The organism is Candidatus Micropelagos thuwalensis (genome assembly GCF_000469155.1).
Lineage (GTDB): Bacteria > Pseudomonadota > Alphaproteobacteria > RS24 > RS24 > Micropelagius > Micropelagius thuwalensis.
In genome coordinates, this window is sequence record NZ_AWXE01000004.1 from 159,010 (window position 1) to 176,387 (window position 17,378).

Genomic DNA, 17,378 nt, shown 5'->3' on the forward strand with positions numbered 1-17,378 from the left:
CAACTCAACATCAGGCGACGACATCAACGCCTGTTTTAACATGATCCGATGACCGGCTTTCTGCTCCGACCATTATATTTTCCTCGGATGATTTGGCCAGCCCGTTTTGGGACGTAATGGCATTTCTTTCATCCTGTTGTTGTGACTGATTTTGTCGTTTACCAAAACCGGGAGCATCACCAAAACCAGACGTAAAGGCAAGATGAGCACCTTTAAAACCGTTCCCATCCAGCATTTGCACCAAACGGGTCTCCGACTCCTGAAGCAGTGACACCACATGCTGATTATCGGCATGAATTTGTATATTCAATGATTGATTATTCATTGCAAGACGTAAATTTAGTTTGCCAAGATTTTTAGGCTTTAGAACTAAATCAATTTCTTGCTGACCATCTCGGAGAGATTTTTCAATCCTTTCGGCGAGGTTCTTGGTCCATTTATCCTGCATCAAATCCAATTCGCCTTTGGCGGAAACCGCCCCACCCGTGGCCAGAAAGGCATTTTGCTGAGCCAAACTCCCCTGTCCGGAGCTACCCCCTGAAAAGCTTCCAGATGCATTCCCACCTGTTTGGCCTGAGAGGCCACTTGCTTGGGCAGAGGAACCGTCCCTCAAAACTGATCGCCCTTCATCAGTGGTTTCAATCTGACCAATCGAAGTCATTTGTGAGGCGGCTTGAAGCAACTGATTTTGCAACATCATCTGGCCCGACTGATTAGCTATCGGCGAAGTGCCGCGCATCAGCATATTTTGCAAATCGCCGACATCATTTTTTACGCCAGCTTTTTTTCCATAAGCCTCAACTTCAAACTCGATATTATTCTTCATACCATCCATGACACGGCGAATAAGAATATCTGGATTTTCATCATCCGAAAATGCCGCCATATCTGAAGCAGAAAATGGTTTAAGAACATTTTCCTTAAGAAGAGTTTGAGGTTTATCGGGATGTATAGGCTTATCATTCAACGTCACATTACCGCCTAGCAATCCAGCAAAAGAAGATGGGGCAGAGCCTAATTGGTTACCTGAAAAATTATTCAGTCCATCATGGCTTAAAACCGGCACATTAAAAGTACCGGATAGGAGACCTGAAGAATGACCTTTGGGGGAGACCAAAACCTGTTGAAGACCACTTACTTTAACCCCGTCAGATTGTATGCCCTGTCCTGCAGTTGTAAGCGGGGCAATTATATGAGCCAAACCAGCGAGTGGTTCCTCATTTTTGCCTGTCAAAGAAAGTTCCAACGTATCCAGATCGAGACCGAAAAGCGGTATCTTCTCAGAAATTTCAGATGATAAAAATTCTGTCTCGACATCTAAAATCTCTTCTGAGACTGTCTTCTCAACAAGACCTTTGACGCTGTTTAAATATCCCATACCCGTTAAAACGGAAAAACTATGCAAATCCTCTTCGGATAAATGCAAAATCTCACCGGCTTCACTCTCCGGGATTGAAAGTCCTGAAAAAAGCATTTCAAACAGCCCACCAGACGACGAATGCACAGATTTCTGGGCATCACCGACAAGATTGTTTTCAGCCCCTACAGGGATTTTGGTGTCAATTTGAACCACGAAAGCCTCGTCATTAGTTCTTCACGGAGCTTTGGTTGCAAAAATAATGCCATTAAACGTTACGAATAATATTTCTTTTCGGTAAATCAGCTTCTCTTTTATTTTCTTTTTCAAGCATGATTTCTCTCCGACGTGCGGACGCCTTATCCGAAGCTTTAGCATGACGCCGACGCGCCGCAGATAATTTTTCCTGTGCCGTGGTCGCTTCATTTTGCAAAAAATCACATTTATTTTGGATGGTAACGCGCTGCTCGAGGATTTTTTCGACAAACCAGTTACCAGACTTCAGCTCGTTTCCTGTTGTCGCTGCCGTATTCTTTGGGGTCTGCGCCAAAGCATCATCAATTTGCTGTTTCATCAATTCGCTGTTTTTCAGCTCTTCATGGAGAAGTTTTACATCGCGCGCTTTTTTTGTCATCTCAATTTGTTCTTTGAGTGCCAACCTTTCAAAAGGATTTTTCTTACTTGGCATCACATATTCCCGACGACATTAATTAAGGCCTGGCGGCTTTCCTCGAAATTAGCTTTCTCTGATGCGTTTTGACTGATGAGGCCCACAATATCTGGCCATAATTTGATCGCAACATCCAGCTCAGGGTCTTGTCCTTGCACATAGCCGCCCATTAAGAACAAATCTCTGTTTTCAGTATAAAGCGATACCAATCGTCTGAATTGCCGAGCGGCCTGCTGATGTTCATCATTAACCATATCATTCATGACCCGACTGATTGAAGACGGAATATCCACTGCGGGGTAAATCCCTAGCTGGGCATTATCACGGGATAATAGAATGTGACCGTCAAGAATAGCGCGGGATGTATCTACTACTGGATCATTGGCATCATCGCCATCAGCCAGAACAGTATAGAAAGACGTAATTGACCCCTGCCCCGGCATACCGGTACCGGTTCGCTCAATCAGTCGCGGTAAAAGCGAAATAACTGATGGCGGATAACCTTTTGAGGTAGGCTGCTCACCTAAAGCCAGGCCAATCTCTCTTTGGGCATGCGCAACACGCGTTAAGGAGTCCATAATGAGCAATACATCCTTGCCTTGATCACGGAAATATTCGGCAATCGCCGTCGCCCGGCATGCCCCCCGAATCCGAAGCAAAGGCGAATGGTTTGCGGGAACAGCTACAACAGTCGTGCGCTTACGGGTTTCATCGGTCATGACAGTTCTGACAAATTCGCCAACCTCTCGCCCACGTTCGCCAATCAGACCGACAACAACAACATCTGCAGAAGTAAAGCGTGTCATCATGCCCAATAAAACAGATTTACCGACACCTGAACCAGCGATAATACCAAGACGCTGACCACGCCCGACAGAAAGAAGACTGTTAATCGCGCGCACTCCAACATCCATCGGCCTATCAATTGCCGCACGGGATAATGGATTAAGTTTCTTACCCAGTAGTGGCCAACTATCGCTTAATACCGGATCAGGCAGATTATCAATCGGATTACCGAGCGCATCAAATACTCGCCCCATCAGAGCATTCCCTGCCATTAGGCTGTCGCCTTCATCGACCAGAGTGACCCGCGATCCGACCTTGATACGCGCTCCCAGCTCATGCAAAGACAAAATATTTTTGCTGTTTTCAAAACCGATAATTTCTGCAACAGCGTTTTCCCCGCCATCTGTTTCAACATGGCACAATGCGCCAATACCGGCTGGAAATCCGTCACAATAAATCATAGAGCCATCAAAACGGCTAACACGACCTGATAACATGACAGGTTTGCGTAGCGTAAGACTTTGCAAATCTTCGGACAGTATCGACATGAGCTTACTCATCTGAGCTTGCCTCACCTGCATCATTATCTTGTTGGTCTTGTTCAGACTCTATATCGATTTGCGCCTCAACTTGGCTGGAATCATCATCCAGGAGTTTTTGGAGTGTTTCGCCTATTTCAACAAGCTTCTCTTCAGCTTTGGGTTCGGCCTCACTTGCTCGTAAACCAAGGCGCTCGGCTAATCTGTCTTCCAAACCGATATGCCCGATTTGAATCCGCAAATCTCCTGGCTGTAAGGTTGTGTCGATTTGGATAGAGGCTTTTTTGAGGCTATCCCGCGTAATTAACAAATGAGCAACAGATTGATAATCTGTGCCATTGAGAAAGATAAGCGGGGTTTCCGTTACATGGCTCACCGTATCCAGAAGCTTTTCAATTTTTTCTGAAAACCCTTCTGGTGCAATGGCAATTTCATTCCCTGCACGCTCAGAAGCAAGTTCGGCAATCTTTTGACCCAGCAGATTCCGCAAATATCCGGCATCTAGTGTCTCGGAGTTTATCGTATTCGTTATAAGTTTTTCCAGCGCGGAAACCTGCGCGGACAAACGTTCTTCGGCCTCATTGCCCCCTTCGATCTTCCCTTCAACCATTCCTTCTGTCCGGCCTTCTTCTTTGCCAAGCTCTTTTCCTTCTGCTCGCCCTGCCGAAAGTCCTTCTTCATAACCACGAGATTTCCCATCCTCGAAAGCTTTATCCAAAGCCTCTTCATGCGTCATCTCCACTTCTTCAACCTCAACAGATGAGCTGTCCGCTACATTGGACAGACCTTCGTCATTGGAAGAGGTCGATGGATTGACCGAGGTCTCATTATTCTCAGCCGTTGCCTCTGTTGAGGCTTCTGCATCAGATGAAGCCGTATCCATTATTTCATCAGAAACTGCACGGGCAATTTCAATCAGATTACTTTTCTTAAAATCCCCTCGCTGTTTTCGTGGGGCGTTTTCATTAGGATGAAACCCCGCATCACGCGTCTGCTTTAGCAACCGCTCAATCTCTTGAGGTGCTAAGGGAGCTAGATCTTGTTCAAAAAGTTCACTCATCAAAAAACTCAGTCAGATATATTTACCAACAGCTTGAATTAAACAAAATCATCTCCGCCACGGCCAGCAAGGACAATGGTTCCTTCATCAGAAAGTCGTCTCGCGACAGCGATTATTTGTTTTTGGGCTTCTTGCACTTCCGCCAATCTCACAGGGCCAAGCGCTTCCATCTCGTCCATAATATTTGCGGCCGCCCGACTGGACATGCATGAAAACAGCTTATCTCTCAAGGCTTCATCCGCGCCTTTAAGTGCTAATACAATAAGTTCCGTCTCAACATTACGCAGTAAGGTCTGAAGTGACTTATCATCGGACAGGATTAGCGTTTCAAATACAAACATGCTTTCCTGAATGGACTGCATCAGAATCTTATCATCCTTACCAATATGTTTCATAATACGGGCTTCCATATTCTGATTGGTGAAGTTCATAATTTTTGCTGCTGCTTTCACTCCTCCCACCTGCGAAGCCCGTAAAGTCGTATTAGCCTTAAACTTTCTCTGCATAACATCTTCAAGTTCACTCAACGCGTCCGGTTGAACCGTTTCAAGCGTTGCAATACGGCGGATAATTTCTGGCTGAAGATCATCCGGCAAAAGATTGAGCACATCTGCACCCATAGAGAAATCAAGATAAGAAATTATCAACGCAATAATCTGAGGATGCTCATCAACAATAAGTTCAGAGATCGCACGTGCATCCATCCAATCTAAAATTTCTATCGGACGATCGCTACTAGATGGGGTGATCCGGCTCAATACAGATTGCGCCTTATCTTCACCTAACGCTTTCATCAACACATTTCGAATATAATTACCTGCACCCAAACCAAGACTGGTCTGCTCTTTGATAATGTCAAGAAACTCGTCGAGCACTTTATTCACAGTATCTTGGTCAAGCCCTTGAACAGAATACATGGCACTTCCAAGATGCTGAACTTCTTTTGGCCCAAGATTTTTCAGGATTTCGGATGCCTCTTCCTCTCCTAAAAGCATCATCAGAATTGCAGATTTCTGAGTTCCTGTGAGCTGTGAATAAATGTCATCAGCATCAATTTCTGTTTGCGCAATTTCTGACATAATTTTCACTCCTTATTTCATGCGGCCAATCTTATAGATTATCCATATCTTCGCGCATCATGTTCTTGAATACATTGGACACGCGCCCAGCTTCATCAGAAACAATCATTCGAATAACAGCTACCTTGTCATCATAGGTGTTGGCTGTATCCAGCATTTCAGCAGAGACTGCCGCTTTTTTGGGCTTAAGCTTAGCTTTGATGTCTTCTAAACTTTCACCCTCACCAACTTCTACAGTATCTATATCCAAATCCTCATCGCCAACTGACGCAGCCATTCCAGGTGGTACAGCACCAACCGGCACCAAAATTCTGGACAGAAGTGGGCGCATCACACCAAGAGCAACAATAGATAGTATTAATATTGTTGTAATTTGACGTGAAACCTCCTCAAACCAAGATTTTTCATACCATGGTACAGCAGCAGCCATCAATGTATCAACAAACTCAGCACTTTTGACAGTCACACTGTCACCGCGTTCTTCGTCAAAACCAATGGAGTCCTTGACCAGTGTTTCAATCCGCTCAATCTCTTCCTGAGAAAGTGGTTGCCTGACTTCCAAATTGGTTTCTTGGTCAACTACCATCTTATCACTAACAAGAACTGAGGCAAAAAGACGGTCAATCTGCACACGCGGACTCTGGGTTGTTGAAACCGTACGGCTAACTTCAAAGTTACGTACTTCACTGGAAGAACGTGTTTGCAATTGTCCACCAGCTCCATCAGGACCTTGGCCCTCTTCAATTTCAAGCTCGGCTTTGGTTGGAGGTGTATTGGTTACTGCACCCGGAATACCTTTAGCAGTCAAATCTGCAGTCTGATCGAGAGTTTTCTGTTCACTCCGCAAAGCATTACCATTTGGGTCAACAATTTCTTCAGTTCTATCTATTCTGGTAAAATCAAAGTCAATGTTAATTTGTGCGTTAACATTTCCGGCACCCACAATTGGTGTCAAAATTGAGACAACTCGGTTACGGTAGATGCCTTCAAGGCGCATCTTATACTCAAGTTGAGAGTCAGACAGAATTGAATCCGGGTCATCTGCCGTACGTGACAAAAGAGCCCCATTCTGATCAATAACAGTCACATTTTCTTTGTTAAGCCCAGGTACTGATGATGAAACAAGATGAATAATAGCTTCAACTTGAGTTCTTCCAAGTGAGCGCCCATTAGCAAGTTGCAAAAAAACTGATGCTGTAGGGTCTGGATTACTTCTTACAAAAACAGATTTTTCAGGCAATGCTAAATGGACACGGGCAGCCAAAACAGTATCAATTTCACTGATAGAACGCGCTAATTCTAGTTCCTGCGCTTGTTTAATATGCATACTTTCTACGGAACGGCTTGTGCCCATTGGCATGTCATTCAAACCAGAATATCCTTCTGGCACTGAGGCAGGGAGGCCTTGTGCAGCAAGCATGATACGGGAATTGTGATAATCTGAAGTCGGCACCAAAACTTCGCCAGTTGTCGGGTCTAAAATCACGTCCACTCCAGCATTTTTCAAAGCTTCAACTACTCGCATTTTTTCGGCTTCTGGCAAGGAGCTATATAGTGTCGTACGTGCAGGCTTCTGGAGCATCAAATAAGCCATCAAGCCCACAAAACAAACTATAACCGCCATTAGTGTCGGTAAGGATCTTTGCACACTCGGTTCATTGAAAAAATTTTGAGCTTTAGCAAGCAATTGCTTGACCTGCCCTTGTGACGAATCAACGTTTGTTTGAACGGATGTGATTGTTGTCTCTGACATAACTTTCCCCTAACGAAACCCCAGTTTAAACTGGCATGTTCATAATATCCTTATATGCACTTAAAACCTTATTACGAACATTGAGGGTCATTTGAAAACCCAAAGAGGATACCTGTTGCGTAACCATGACTTTAGCCAGGTCTGTTTCCTCACCAAGCTCATATGCTTTCGTAATATCTCCACTAATATTTTGTGCCTCAGCAACATCCTTAATTGCATCTCCGACACGGCTTACAAATGAAGGTGCATTATCATCTGTATTTAGTGACTGACTGGTGCGCTCCAGAACTTTTTGATGAAGCGACGAAGATGAACCAACTGACTTTACCTCTATCATTATTCTCTCCTAACCAACTTCTGAAAGTCTGGTATCTTGACTGACCCGTGATTGAATTGTGTTGGACAGGATATCGGTCAGGATATCAGATTTAGTAATACAACCGTTTTCATTTATGACTAGCGCGCGTTGGAGAACGTTTTCCAATTCGCGAACATTTCCTGGCCATTCATATTCTGTGAGAGCTTTTACAGCACTTTCGTCTAGCCAAGGTAATTCCTCAGCCGTTTTACAGTGGCGTTGCAAAAGAACAGTGCTGATTGGAATAATATCATCTGCTCTTTCACAAAGACCTATGGTGTTCAATGGAAACACATTTAAACGATAGAAAAGATCCTCACGGAAATTACCCGCACGAACTTCCTCAGGAATATCGCGGTTAGTTGTTGCCAACACACGAACATCTACCGCAACATCTTCATTTGATCCTATTGGGGTGACCGATTTTTCCTGTAAAGCTCGTAAAAGCTTTGCCTGTAAAGAAAGAGGCATCTCAGAAATTTCATCTAATAACAATGTTCCTGTATCAGCAGCACGGAAAATACCTTTATTCGCTGTAGACGCCCCAGTAAAAGCTCCTTTTTCATGACCAAATAGAATAGCTTCCAGCATATTTTCAGGAATAGCCGCGCAATTGATTGCGATAAACGGGTTTGCACTGCGGCTTGAATGATTATGAACAAAGCGGGCAAGAACCTCCTTACCGGTTCCTGTAGGACCATTAATAAATACGGTCACATCAGTTTCAGCGACCTTCTTAGCAAGTCGCAGCATAGTGAGGGAACTATCATCTCCTACGGCGACATGGTTTTCAGAAGCAATCATGCTGACTAAAATTTGCAAACCGTAGTTTCTAGCTGGAATGTTATCGAGATTGCTTTTAGGCAAAGAAACTTGGACCAATTTTCCTCCAAGTTCTGTATTTACCGAAAAAATTTCTGCTTTCTCTTCAACGACAGTTATGTTTTTGATTTTTAAACCTCGGCATATTTCTACAAATTTATCGAGACCACCAATGGCATCTAAATATTTACTAGAGCAGACTAGATGCTCACAAGAAGAAAGCTCTTCAGGTAAATCAGTATTTTTGGCTTCAAATTCTAAAAACGTTATATTACGTGTGGCTAAAACTTCGCTAATCGGTTGCGCCAATTTGAAGCCAAAAGAATTGATTGCTAAGAGAGTCATTTGGATCTCCTTTCCCTCTGGCATGGGTAAAGGCAAAAATCGCGCCAAACTGGTAACTGCTGTAAAAAAAAATTAAATATTGTTATTCTTCAATGCCTTAGGTAGTTAGACAAAACTTTTAGCATGCTTTTTCTGGACGAAAGTTCAATTTTCTGACACATTCTATGATATTTAGGATCTGAGTGTCGTCAGTTTGACACCTCTTTGATTACAGGTTTGATTAAAATTATGGCGGAATCGACGAGCGTAGATGAATTTATTGTTGGTCAGTCCGCTGCAACTAAAGAACTTCGTCGTCTCGTAGACATTCTTGCCCCAGCAGATAGTACAGTGCTCATTCAGGGACAAACTGGATCAGGCAAGGATGTGGTTGCAAGGGCTATCCATGCCCTTTCTGGTCGAAAAGGACCACTTATCTCCATAAATTGTGCGGCTATTCCTACTGAATTATTGGAATCGGAGCTGTTTGGGCATGAAAAAGGGGCATTTACAGGTGCAGAAACGGACCGAAAGGGACGCTTTGAATTGGCTGATGAAGGTACATTATTCTTGGATGAAATTGGCGACATGAACTTGTCGCTTCAAACAAAACTTCTTCGCGCAATTGAAAACCGAACCATTCAAAGAGTTGGTGGAAGTAAAGATATTGAAGTTAATTTTAGGCTTATTTGCGCGACCCATCAAAACCTACAAGCTCATGTAGATGAAGGAAAGTTTCGCGCTGATTTGTTCTTCAGAATTAATGTTTTTCCCGTACAAGTACCTTCACTTGCAGAGAGAAGCGTAGATATTCCCGATTTAATTGACACCATTTGTGCATCTATTAGTGAAAGTCAAAATAGTAAACCTCCGCTTTTTGATGAGACAGCATTATCGGAATTATCACGATATAATTGGCCAGGTAATGTTCGTGAACTTAGAAATGTTCTTGAACGTGCTATTGTGCTTTTCCCACAAAAAGAAATTACGAGCAAAGAAGTGCGTGAAAACTTGCTGCGCCTCAAAGTTCCAGACGAAAATGAAGAATTAGAAGCCCTATGGGAAGAAACTGGCAATCTGAATAGTATTGATCTTGACGGATTAATCTCAGACAAACCACCGTTACCTGTCCCCTCCAGCTACCAAGACTGGTTTTCCTATTTTGATACAATTGACTTAAGGAAGCATCTGCAGGAGGTAGAGATTGTTTTGATTGAAGCTGCACTCAGAAAAAAAGAAGGGCAAATTACCGGTGCTGCAGAAGCATTAAAACTACGCCGAACAACGCTTATCGAAAAAATGAAAAAGCTGATGATAGAAAGGCCAAATGCAAACTAGCTATATGTTATAGCCCTTCATCATTTGACCTGTTTTATGCGTCGCTGAAGATAGTTTTACAATTCTGTTCTCTAACTCTGAAACCAGTTCTGCATTTTCCTTCGCGCAATTTTCCAAAAATTCTACAAATTCGTCATCAGGTGTAAAAGCATCATCCTTCATTGCCGTGATTATGAAATATTGTCTTTCATTATCTAGGGCCTGAGCTTTTTCAAAATCAGCAGATCTAATAGCCTCACGAATATCTCTATTCATATTTGTAAGTTTTTCTTTGAATTTATTTAGCATTCGTCTGCCCTATTTCTTCCCAAGCCTCAGTAATATCTATCAATGAAAGTTTGGCATTATTTGTTTTTTCAATTTTGCCATTTTTCATATCTTTGAGTAATTGCTGGCGGCAATATTCGTAAAGTTGGAACAACCCTCTTGCGATTTCTCCACCTTTTTCAAAGTCTAAGCTGGACTGCAAAGCATAAATAATCGTCAATGAACGGGAAAAATGCTTGGACTTAATTTGCTGGTCGCCCTCTTTTAAATCAATATTCGCTTCAAATAATTCAATCGATCTGATTAGTTCTTTGAGCATTGTAAGAACAATAGTGTGCGTATCCTCTGGCTCCACAAAGGACTGTTCCTCAACTTTTTGGTAGGTTTGAGAGGCTTTTTTGAGGTTCATAAGTCTTCCTAAATGCTTACTAAATGTTGTAATCAGAAAAAAAATTGCTAAAGTCTTTGAATGGTTTATGCAAATCCTGTTTCAAATACCTTAACTGCCAATCAATCGCTGAGCGGCAAGGCTTCAATGTTTTCTGGAAAAACTCAAACGAATTTTTCTAACTCTTCATTTGCAATACCCATGCCAAGCGATGTCTCTTCTCCAACAAGTACATCAATAGCGACACTACCAGTCAATAACCCTGCATCTAACAGCAAGTTATCTCCTGTTTATCAAGGAGAAAAGACTGAACCCACTGGCAACAATAGCCGAGAATATGTAATCCGTTCACCGCGGCTTGCGCCTTCAGCAGTGGTAAGTGAAAATATAGTGTTAGCAAAGGCACTTCTTAGTGAAAATTTTAGTCACAATATCGCTGCTGTTAAGCGTTTATATACTTCTTCTCAAATCAATGAGATGCCACGCTTTAAATCAACCACAGATTTAATTGCCTGAGACTTATTTTGTTTCCAAATCTATCACGTTATTTTGAAGTTTAAGATAAGCCTGAAAAATATCAGCCTCACTAACAACACCCTGTAGCACATTTGTCTGTCTATCAATTACTGGGATTGTTTCCCCCACAAATTCACTCGCAGCTTCAATACATTGCTGCAAAGAAGCATCACTCTTGATTGACAATGGATTATCTATACAAAAATTCTTTGCGAGCTGATCGGGATTTTGCTTAACGATATCTGTAATAATTATCTTACCAAGGAAGGATTTCTTATTATCCAACAAATATGCCTCTGTAACACCTGCAGACACCATTTTATCAATTGCAATGGAATTTTTCTCCTCTGCCTCTAGTCTTAAAAATTCATCGCTAACAATTGTTTCCACAGATGTTTCAGTTAACCCAATATGCCCGCGCCCACGCCTTATATCTATTCCACGATCAAGAAGCTGTTTGTCAAAAAAAGAATAACCAAATAGTATCGATACTGTTAGAGATGATGTAACAACAGATCCTAGCGATACAAGTGCCATATCATATGATGCAGTAAGCTCAAGAATGACTGCAACAATCGCAATTGGAGCACCAACGACTGGGGAGGTTACTGCCGCCATTCCTGCAATAGTGAAAACCAATATTAGATTGTTTCCAGTAAGGTAAGTTAAAATTGATCCAATTATCGCTCCTGAAACTGAACCAATAAAAATAGCAGGGGAAAAAACTCCCCCAAACATTCCAAGCCCAATGCAAAAAGCTGTGGCAATTATTTTAAATATCAAAAGAACAATAAGGTATTCAGTTTCTATTTCATTATTCAATAAAGCTTTTACCGTTTCGGTTCCTAATCCAAGAACTTCTGGGACGAAAATACCAATCATTCCGCATAGTGAGGCACCAATTAGTGTTAATTTAATGTGTCCGAGCTTGCTGTTTGCACCCCACATACTTGTAAAGCGAATTGAATTCATGAAGACAATAGATATCAAACCGAAAATTGGCCCCATCACTAACGCCAACGGGATAACAGATATTAGATTTGGTGGCAGACTAGAAATTTCAAAAGCAACATTGTTGCCAAAAAAATATTGACTAAAAGATGCGGCAACAAGACTTGAAACGGCTATTGGGGCAACAGCTTTAAGAGAAAAATGTCGAATAATGGCGCTATGTGCAAATAAAATACCCGCTATAGGGGCGTTAAAGCCTGCTGAAATAGCACCAGCAACACCACAGCCAAGAAAAATATCAGTCGGAATATTACTTTTAGATATTTGCTTTAAATAACTTCCCATAGTAGCGCCAAAATGAACAAGCGGACCATATTGACCAACAGATGCGCCACCTGAAGCAGATATGAATGCGCTGAGAGTTGAGCCAAGCCCTTTGCGGACATCTAATTCATTGTCAGAGCGGTGGGCAGCATAAATACTATCAGCGGGGCCATAAAATCTATCTAGGCCGAAAATTTTTCTTACATAAATAATTGAGAGAGCTGCAAAAATAATCACAACAAGCGGCATTAAGCTGAATTGATGCTCTTGAAGAGTAAAAGTAAGCAGGTGGTTAGATTTATAAGTACTTGTTAAAAATATAACACCCTTCACAAATGCATTGGAAACCACAGCCATAGTTATTCCAACCCCAACACCGAGAATAACCAAAGTTACAAGTGGTACTATTAAAGCCAAACCAAACAATAAACCCCTCCCTTAAGGTCAATGCATTTAAAAAAACAAAATAAACAATGACCTAGGCATAAATATTGCACATTTCAGTCGTTAAAATAATAGGGAATTTTAATGGCTGTTGATTATTTAAGTGCTTTGAATGCCGGCAGTGGTCTTAACACTACGCAAATTGTTGATGCGTTGGTTGAGGCTAGTCGTGCGCCAAAAGAGCAAGCAATCAACAAAAAAGTCGAGGAAAATAATGTCAAAATTTCTGGTTTTGGAACATTAAAACAACAGTTTGAGACATTCAAAACCTCCATGACCAGCCTTGATGGTGAAATCGGGCTTTCAGTTGCAAGTGGTTCTTCTAACATTGAAACCACCATTACAGATAAAACTAAAATTTCTGATTTTAGTCACAGTATTGCAGTTTCCCAACTTGCTCAAAATCACACACTCGTATTCGCTAATAACTTTACTGCCGAAAATGCGTCCATTGGACAAGGAACCTTATTGTTTGAATTTGGTAGTTGGGACAGAGACAACAAAATATTTACGGAAGACTCATCAATAACAAATGTTACCCTTACAATTGACAGTACAAACAACACACTTACTGGCCTAAGAGACACGATTAACGACTCGTCAATGGGTGTTACAGCTTCAATCATTCAGACAGCTGAGTCTGCTTATTCATTAGTTGTTAAATCAAATTCAGGGTCCGGTAATGAAATGAAAATTACTGCAACTGAGGACTCCTCGAATACAGGCCTCTCAACATTTGGATTTTCTACCTATTCATCAAGTAAAGAAACCATAATCGGTCAGGATGCAAATCTAACAGTCGACGGTGTTTCAGTCACAAGATCGTCAAATACCATCACTGATCTCATTGATGGTGTTCAATTAAAACTAAAAGGCACGGTTTCGTCTGCTGTCACGGTCAATGCTAGTTATGATGAGACAAAAGCACTAGCTAACATGAATAGTTTCGTTACTTCTCTTAACACACTCAACACTAAACTTGCAGAATTAACCAATCGTGGATTAAACGGCGAAGCAGCTGGGGCACTTGCTGGTGATAGTGTCGCGAGAAGCATTCAATCAAGAATAAGGTCTATGACTACGAGGCCAATCGAAGGGTATTCAACTGAGAGTATCTACTTAACAAATTATGGTATTTCCACTCAACTAGACGGCTCAATTACCTTTGATGAAGAAAAGTTTCTAAACGCATACAGGTCAAATCCAACTGATTTAGCTGCAATTTTTGCGAGCCAGGTAAAAACTGACTCATCAAGTGTAACAGCTCAAGTTGCAGGTGATGATTATGTTGCCGGTGTCTACAGTTTTGCATTGTCTAGTGGGACAGCAACAATTTCGTCCAGTTCAATGACCGCTGCATCAGGGAAATATTATACATTATCTGGAAACACTGCGGGTTTGACAGTTACCACTAGCTTAAGCTCAACTACGAATTCTATTTTTCTTGGGCGGAGCCTATTAGATACTCTGTCAAGTTATGCAGACACAATATTATCTTCCTCTGGAACAGTCACTACTCAAATAAATAGCAAAAATGACAATATAACCGAACTAAATCAGGACTTAGCTGACCTAGATACAAAAATGATTGAATTAAGAGAGAGATACGTAACTCAATTCTCGTCAATGGAGCGAGTTGTTAGAAACTTAAAAGATACTGGCGACTATATTAAGAATTTTACTGACACAATGCGCGCAGCAAAAGAAAATTAGGTTAAAAGTTAGTATTTATTTATTAGGCTAAGAATTATAAACCATCCAATACTGAAACTGTTTTTTCAAACAATTCTTTAAACTTTTCTAAATGTTCTTCCTCAGTTATTTCCCATCCAGTTGGTGCTTTCTTTCCAGGATCTGAGCGAAGATTAAAAACAAATGCCTTAAAATTCTTTACAGTGATATCAGCCTTATATTCTTCCTCTTTATCTGGGTCCAAGATTGAACCAAACATAGGCTTCATTTTTCTTTCGACATTCATATTACTAAAATATAGACGATTATATGCGAAGCAATCGAGATAGTAGACTGCATCTTCCCCTGCCTCTATTTCGGAGAGAAATTGAACTATTTCAGTAGCCGCACCTACATATAAGGCCTCTGAGACTGGTGAATATTCATCACCTACTTCTTCAGAATATTTTTTCGCATAGGTATCAGGTGAAGATAGAGAACCAGTAATAAATTCTCTAGCTACTCGTGAACAGAAGATATCAAATAAAAAAGCTGGTAAATACATAGTCTAATTATATATCTAAAAACTATTTTCAAATATATAAAAAAAGAGGGGCTGTCAATTAACAGCCCCTCCAAATTTAAAGTCCTAAGTTAGAACTACTGAAGCAGTGCCAGCAGATTTTGCTTAGAAGCATTAGCTTGAGCAAGCATAGAAGTTGCAGCTTGATTAAGAATTTGTGACTTAGTCAATGCTGCTGTTTCAGAAGCAAAGTCAGCATCCTCAATTCTGCCTTTAGCAGCCTCAAGATTAACCTTATATGTAGTGAGGTTATTGATAGCTTTCTCAAAACGGTTTTCATAAGCACCGAATGAAGCTCGGAAATCACCAACTTTATTGATAGCAGCATCAACAGCTGTCAGAGCTGCACCAGCAGAAGCAGAAGTGGCTACATTTACGCCAGTTCCTGTGACTTCTTCTGCAACGCTTGCCCCTTGCAGACCAAGCTTAGCAAGACCATCACCAGGTGTTGATGTGGCATCCTCAAGTTTGATATTGCCACCAGATTGGTGAGTTAGTATCACGGAACCTAGCGCAGTATAGACATGAGACGCCTCTGTATAGGTTGAACCATGTAGATCCTCACCAGCAGTGAAGAATGCCTGATGATTTGCATCTTCAGTAACTGAGATAGTCGCACCACTATTAGATGTTAGTACGAGCTTACCTGATGAGTCACTGCTAGCAACAATGTCACCGCCGAGATTAGCTGTATCATTAATTGCACTAACAGCTCCAGCGGTGTCATTAGCATTTTGTAGATCTACAGCAACACCATTAATTAATACTGCATCGTTAGTTGCGCCGTTAGTTGAGAAGTCAACTGTCAGTCTCAACTCTGTTTTAGCAGTTGCTACAACACCATGAAGAGAAGTAGTCTCATTAATTTTAGCGGCTTTAACAGCTGCACTACCTGCACTTGTACCACCAATGGCAACGCCATTGATTTTAACACCATCTGTGTCGAGCAAGTCTGCGTTAGTTACTGAAGCACCTGTCACGACGCCATTTCTGACTGTGTTGAATCCCAACAGACTTAAATCAGTTCCAATACCTGTGTCGCCAACATAACCGTTTTCAACGTTACCAATTTCAATTGAAACTGCTGAACCATCAACATTCTCAAGAGCAATCATACCTAAATATGTTTTATTTGCTGTGAAACCAACATCAGTAGCACCCTGAGTATTACCTATAGCTATGTCAGCACCATCATCGTTGAATAGTGTGATTGAGTTATCACCATTAAGAACAGCGGTAACACCAGTGGCTTCTTGGTTAATTTCATCAACTAACTCTTGGTAACTATTAACAACGTCAATTGTGGCAGAGTTAATAGTAAAAGAAGTTGTCATATTAAAATCACCAACAGGAGCTGAAGTTACGCTGTTAAAAGCTGAAGCTTTAGCACCATGGACAGCTGTATTGTTGTTGATCAAAATTGTAAGAGCAGCAGCAGCACCACCACCAGAATAGTCACCACCATTCGCAGCGGACCAGTTTTGTCCATTGATTTTGACGTCTGTAGTTACAACAGCTTGCATGTCTGAGTCTGTAAGACGCTCAGAAGTCAAACGATTAACACCACCGATGCTTCCAGCAAGACCAAGAGCTGCAGCAGAAGCTTTCTCTAATGCAACTGATACATTTGAGTCAGCGTTGATACCTGTTTGGAAAGAAACTGAAGTATTAGTTCCATCTAGTAGCTTAACATTGTTGAAATTGGTTTTATCAGCAATTTCGTCAATTTCAGCAGCAAGCTGATCGAGTTCAATTTGAATTTGTGCACGATCTGAAGCGTTCAATGTGCTGTTACCGCCCTGAACTGCCAACTCACGCATACGCTGAAGAATGTCTTCAACTTCACCAAGGGCACCCTCAGCAGTTTGTGTAAGTGAAATTGCATCGTTTGCATTACGAATAGCAACACCTAAACTTCTTGTTTGAGCTTCCATTTTTGATGCAATAGCTGAACCAGCAGCATCATCAGCCGCTGAATTAATGCGAAGACCAGTAGAAAGACGCTCCATTGCATCTCCCATTGCGCTCTCCGCCTGACGCATTGCTTCTCCAGAGCGAAGCGCCGCAATATTGGTATTAACTACAACCATTTTAGACTCCTAAATAAATCAGCAGTTAATTCTGCTAAATATAGAAACGACGGAGACA

General features: G+C 41.6%; 16 protein-coding genes. 3 read left to right on the forward strand and 13 right to left on the reverse strand.

What is annotated here, in order from left to right; all coding sequences use genetic code 11:
- Nucleotides 1-10: 10 nt before the first annotated feature.
- Genes RS24_RS05410 through RS24_RS05445 form a run of 8 tightly spaced genes read right to left on the reverse strand, consistent with a single transcriptional unit; the run spans nucleotide 11 to nucleotide 8,769 of the window.
- The gene (locus tag RS24_RS05410; RefSeq protein ID WP_021777183.1) at nucleotides 11-1,573 is read right to left on the reverse strand and encodes a flagellar hook-length control protein FliK; all 1,563 of its coding nucleotides are present in this window, start codon (nucleotides 1,571-1,573) and stop codon (nucleotides 11-13) included.
- A gap of 52 nt (nucleotides 1,574-1,625) precedes the next feature.
- Nucleotides 1,626-2,045 carry a hypothetical protein gene (locus RS24_RS05415; protein ID WP_021777184.1) on the reverse strand — a complete coding sequence of 140 codons (420 nt, stop codon included), beginning with the start codon at nucleotides 2,043-2,045 and terminating at the stop codon, nucleotides 1,626-1,628.
- A complete protein-coding gene (locus RS24_RS05420; protein WP_021777185.1) occupies nucleotides 2,045-3,373 on the reverse strand; it encodes a FliI/YscN family ATPase in 1,329 nt (442 codons plus the stop codon). Before RS24_RS05420 ends, RS24_RS05415 begins: the two co-directional genes overlap by 1 nt.
- Nucleotides 3,366-4,412: a FliH/SctL family protein gene (locus tag RS24_RS05425; RefSeq protein ID WP_021777186.1), complete on the reverse strand. Its 1,047-nt coding sequence runs from the start codon at nucleotides 4,410-4,412 to the stop codon at nucleotides 3,366-3,368. The genes RS24_RS05420 and RS24_RS05425 overlap by 8 nt, the downstream gene beginning before the upstream one ends.
- Before the next feature lie 38 nt (nucleotides 4,413-4,450).
- On the reverse strand, nucleotides 4,451-5,491 hold the full coding sequence (gene fliG / locus RS24_RS05430; RefSeq protein WP_021777187.1) for a flagellar motor switch protein FliG: 1,041 nt from the start codon (nucleotides 5,489-5,491) through the stop codon (nucleotides 4,451-4,453).
- A gap of 31 nt (nucleotides 5,492-5,522) precedes the next feature.
- Nucleotides 5,523-7,244, reverse strand: coding sequence for a flagellar basal-body MS-ring/collar protein FliF (gene fliF / locus RS24_RS05435; RefSeq protein ID WP_021777188.1), 1,722 nt, complete (start codon nucleotides 7,242-7,244; stop codon nucleotides 5,523-5,525).
- 25 nt (nucleotides 7,245-7,269) lie between these two features.
- Nucleotides 7,270-7,581: a flagellar hook-basal body complex protein FliE gene (gene fliE / locus RS24_RS05440; RefSeq protein WP_021777189.1), complete on the reverse strand. Its 312-nt coding sequence runs from the start codon at nucleotides 7,579-7,581 to the stop codon at nucleotides 7,270-7,272.
- A gap of 9 nt (nucleotides 7,582-7,590) precedes the next feature.
- Nucleotides 7,591-8,769 carry a sigma 54-interacting transcriptional regulator gene (locus RS24_RS05445; protein WP_021777190.1) on the reverse strand — a complete coding sequence of 393 codons (1,179 nt, stop codon included), beginning with the start codon at nucleotides 8,767-8,769 and terminating at the stop codon, nucleotides 7,591-7,593.
- A 228-nt stretch (nucleotides 8,770-8,997) separates the two neighbouring features.
- Here RS24_RS05445 and RS24_RS05450 point away from each other — a divergent pair, with 228 nt between their 5' ends.
- On the forward strand, nucleotides 8,998-10,086 hold the full coding sequence (locus tag RS24_RS05450; RefSeq protein ID WP_021777191.1) for a sigma-54 interaction domain-containing protein: 1,089 nt from the start codon (nucleotides 8,998-9,000) through the stop codon (nucleotides 10,084-10,086).
- Here RS24_RS05450 and RS24_RS05455 read toward each other — a convergent pair whose 3' ends face one another.
- Together RS24_RS05455 and RS24_RS05460 are read right to left on the reverse strand one after the other, a co-directional pair.
- Nucleotides 10,087-10,374: a hypothetical protein gene (locus tag RS24_RS05455; protein ID WP_021777192.1), complete on the reverse strand. Its 288-nt coding sequence runs from the start codon at nucleotides 10,372-10,374 to the stop codon at nucleotides 10,087-10,089.
- On the reverse strand, nucleotides 10,364-10,762 hold the full coding sequence (locus tag RS24_RS05460) for a flagellar export chaperone FliS (RefSeq protein WP_021777193.1): 399 nt from the start codon (nucleotides 10,760-10,762) through the stop codon (nucleotides 10,364-10,366). The genes RS24_RS05455 and RS24_RS05460 overlap by 11 nt, the downstream gene beginning before the upstream one ends.
- Before the next feature lie 60 nt (nucleotides 10,763-10,822).
- Here RS24_RS05460 and RS24_RS05465 point away from each other — a divergent pair, with 60 nt between their 5' ends.
- Nucleotides 10,823-11,257 (forward strand): hypothetical protein, encoded by a 435-nt coding sequence (locus RS24_RS05465; protein WP_021777194.1) that lies wholly within the window; start codon nucleotides 10,823-10,825, stop codon nucleotides 11,255-11,257.
- Between the two features lie 3 nt (nucleotides 11,258-11,260).
- Here the strand turns inward: RS24_RS05465 and RS24_RS05470 are convergent, their stop codons facing one another.
- A complete protein-coding gene (locus tag RS24_RS05470; RefSeq protein WP_021777195.1) occupies nucleotides 11,261-12,958 on the reverse strand; it encodes a chloride channel protein in 1,698 nt (565 codons plus the stop codon).
- A gap of 102 nt (nucleotides 12,959-13,060) precedes the next feature.
- Between RS24_RS05470 and fliD the strand changes: the two genes are divergently transcribed.
- The gene (gene fliD / locus RS24_RS05475) at nucleotides 13,061-14,689 is read left to right on the forward strand and encodes a flagellar filament capping protein FliD (RefSeq protein WP_021777196.1); all 1,629 of its coding nucleotides are present in this window, start codon (nucleotides 13,061-13,063) and stop codon (nucleotides 14,687-14,689) included.
- A gap of 34 nt (nucleotides 14,690-14,723) precedes the next feature.
- Here the strand turns inward: fliD and RS24_RS05480 are convergent, their stop codons facing one another.
- Together RS24_RS05480 and RS24_RS05485 are read right to left on the reverse strand one after the other, a co-directional pair.
- Complete coding sequence (locus tag RS24_RS05480) at nucleotides 14,724-15,212, reverse strand: hypothetical protein (RefSeq protein ID WP_021777197.1); 489 nt, start codon at nucleotides 15,210-15,212, stop codon at nucleotides 14,724-14,726.
- Between the two features lie 95 nt (nucleotides 15,213-15,307).
- Nucleotides 15,308-17,320 carry a flagellin N-terminal helical domain-containing protein gene (locus tag RS24_RS05485; protein ID WP_021777198.1) on the reverse strand — a complete coding sequence of 671 codons (2,013 nt, stop codon included), beginning with the start codon at nucleotides 17,318-17,320 and terminating at the stop codon, nucleotides 15,308-15,310.
- Between the last annotated feature and the right edge of the window lie 58 nt (nucleotides 17,321-17,378).

Coding starts and splice junctions, on each gene's coding strand:
- RS24_RS05460 (WP_021777193.1), bottom strand. CDS start 10,762: ATGAACCTCAAAAAAGCCTCTCAAACCTACCAAAAAGTTGAGGAACAG.
- RS24_RS05485 (WP_021777198.1), bottom strand. CDS start 17,320: ATGGTTGTAGTTAATACCAATATTGCGGCGCTTCGCTCTGGAGAAGCA.
- RS24_RS05425 (WP_021777186.1), bottom strand. CDS start 4,412: ATGAGTGAACTTTTTGAACAAGATCTAGCTCCCTTAGCACCTCAAGAG.
- fliE (WP_021777189.1), bottom strand. CDS start 7,581: ATGATAGAGGTAAAGTCAGTTGGTTCATCTTCGTCGCTTCATCAAAAA.
- RS24_RS05480 (WP_021777197.1), bottom strand. CDS start 15,212: ATGTATTTACCAGCTTTTTTATTTGATATCTTCTGTTCACGAGTAGCT.
- RS24_RS05415 (WP_021777184.1), bottom strand. CDS start 2,045: ATGCCAAGTAAGAAAAATCCTTTTGAAAGGTTGGCACTCAAAGAACAA.
- RS24_RS05465 (WP_021777194.1), top strand. CDS start 10,823: ATGGTTTATGCAAATCCTGTTTCAAATACCTTAACTGCCAATCAATCG.
- RS24_RS05450 (WP_021777191.1), top strand. CDS start 8,998: ATGGCGGAATCGACGAGCGTAGATGAATTTATTGTTGGTCAGTCCGCT.
- RS24_RS05445 (WP_021777190.1), bottom strand. CDS start 8,769: ATGACTCTCTTAGCAATCAATTCTTTTGGCTTCAAATTGGCGCAACCG.
- fliG (WP_021777187.1), bottom strand. CDS start 5,491: ATGTCAGAAATTGCGCAAACAGAAATTGATGCTGATGACATTTATTCA.
- RS24_RS05455 (WP_021777192.1), bottom strand. CDS start 10,374: ATGCTAAATAAATTCAAAGAAAAACTTACAAATATGAATAGAGATATT.
- fliD (WP_021777196.1), top strand. CDS start 13,061: ATGGCTGTTGATTATTTAAGTGCTTTGAATGCCGGCAGTGGTCTTAAC.
- fliF (WP_021777188.1), bottom strand. CDS start 7,244: ATGTCAGAGACAACAATCACATCCGTTCAAACAAACGTTGATTCGTCA.
- RS24_RS05420 (WP_021777185.1), bottom strand. CDS start 3,373: ATGAGTAAGCTCATGTCGATACTGTCCGAAGATTTGCAAAGTCTTACG.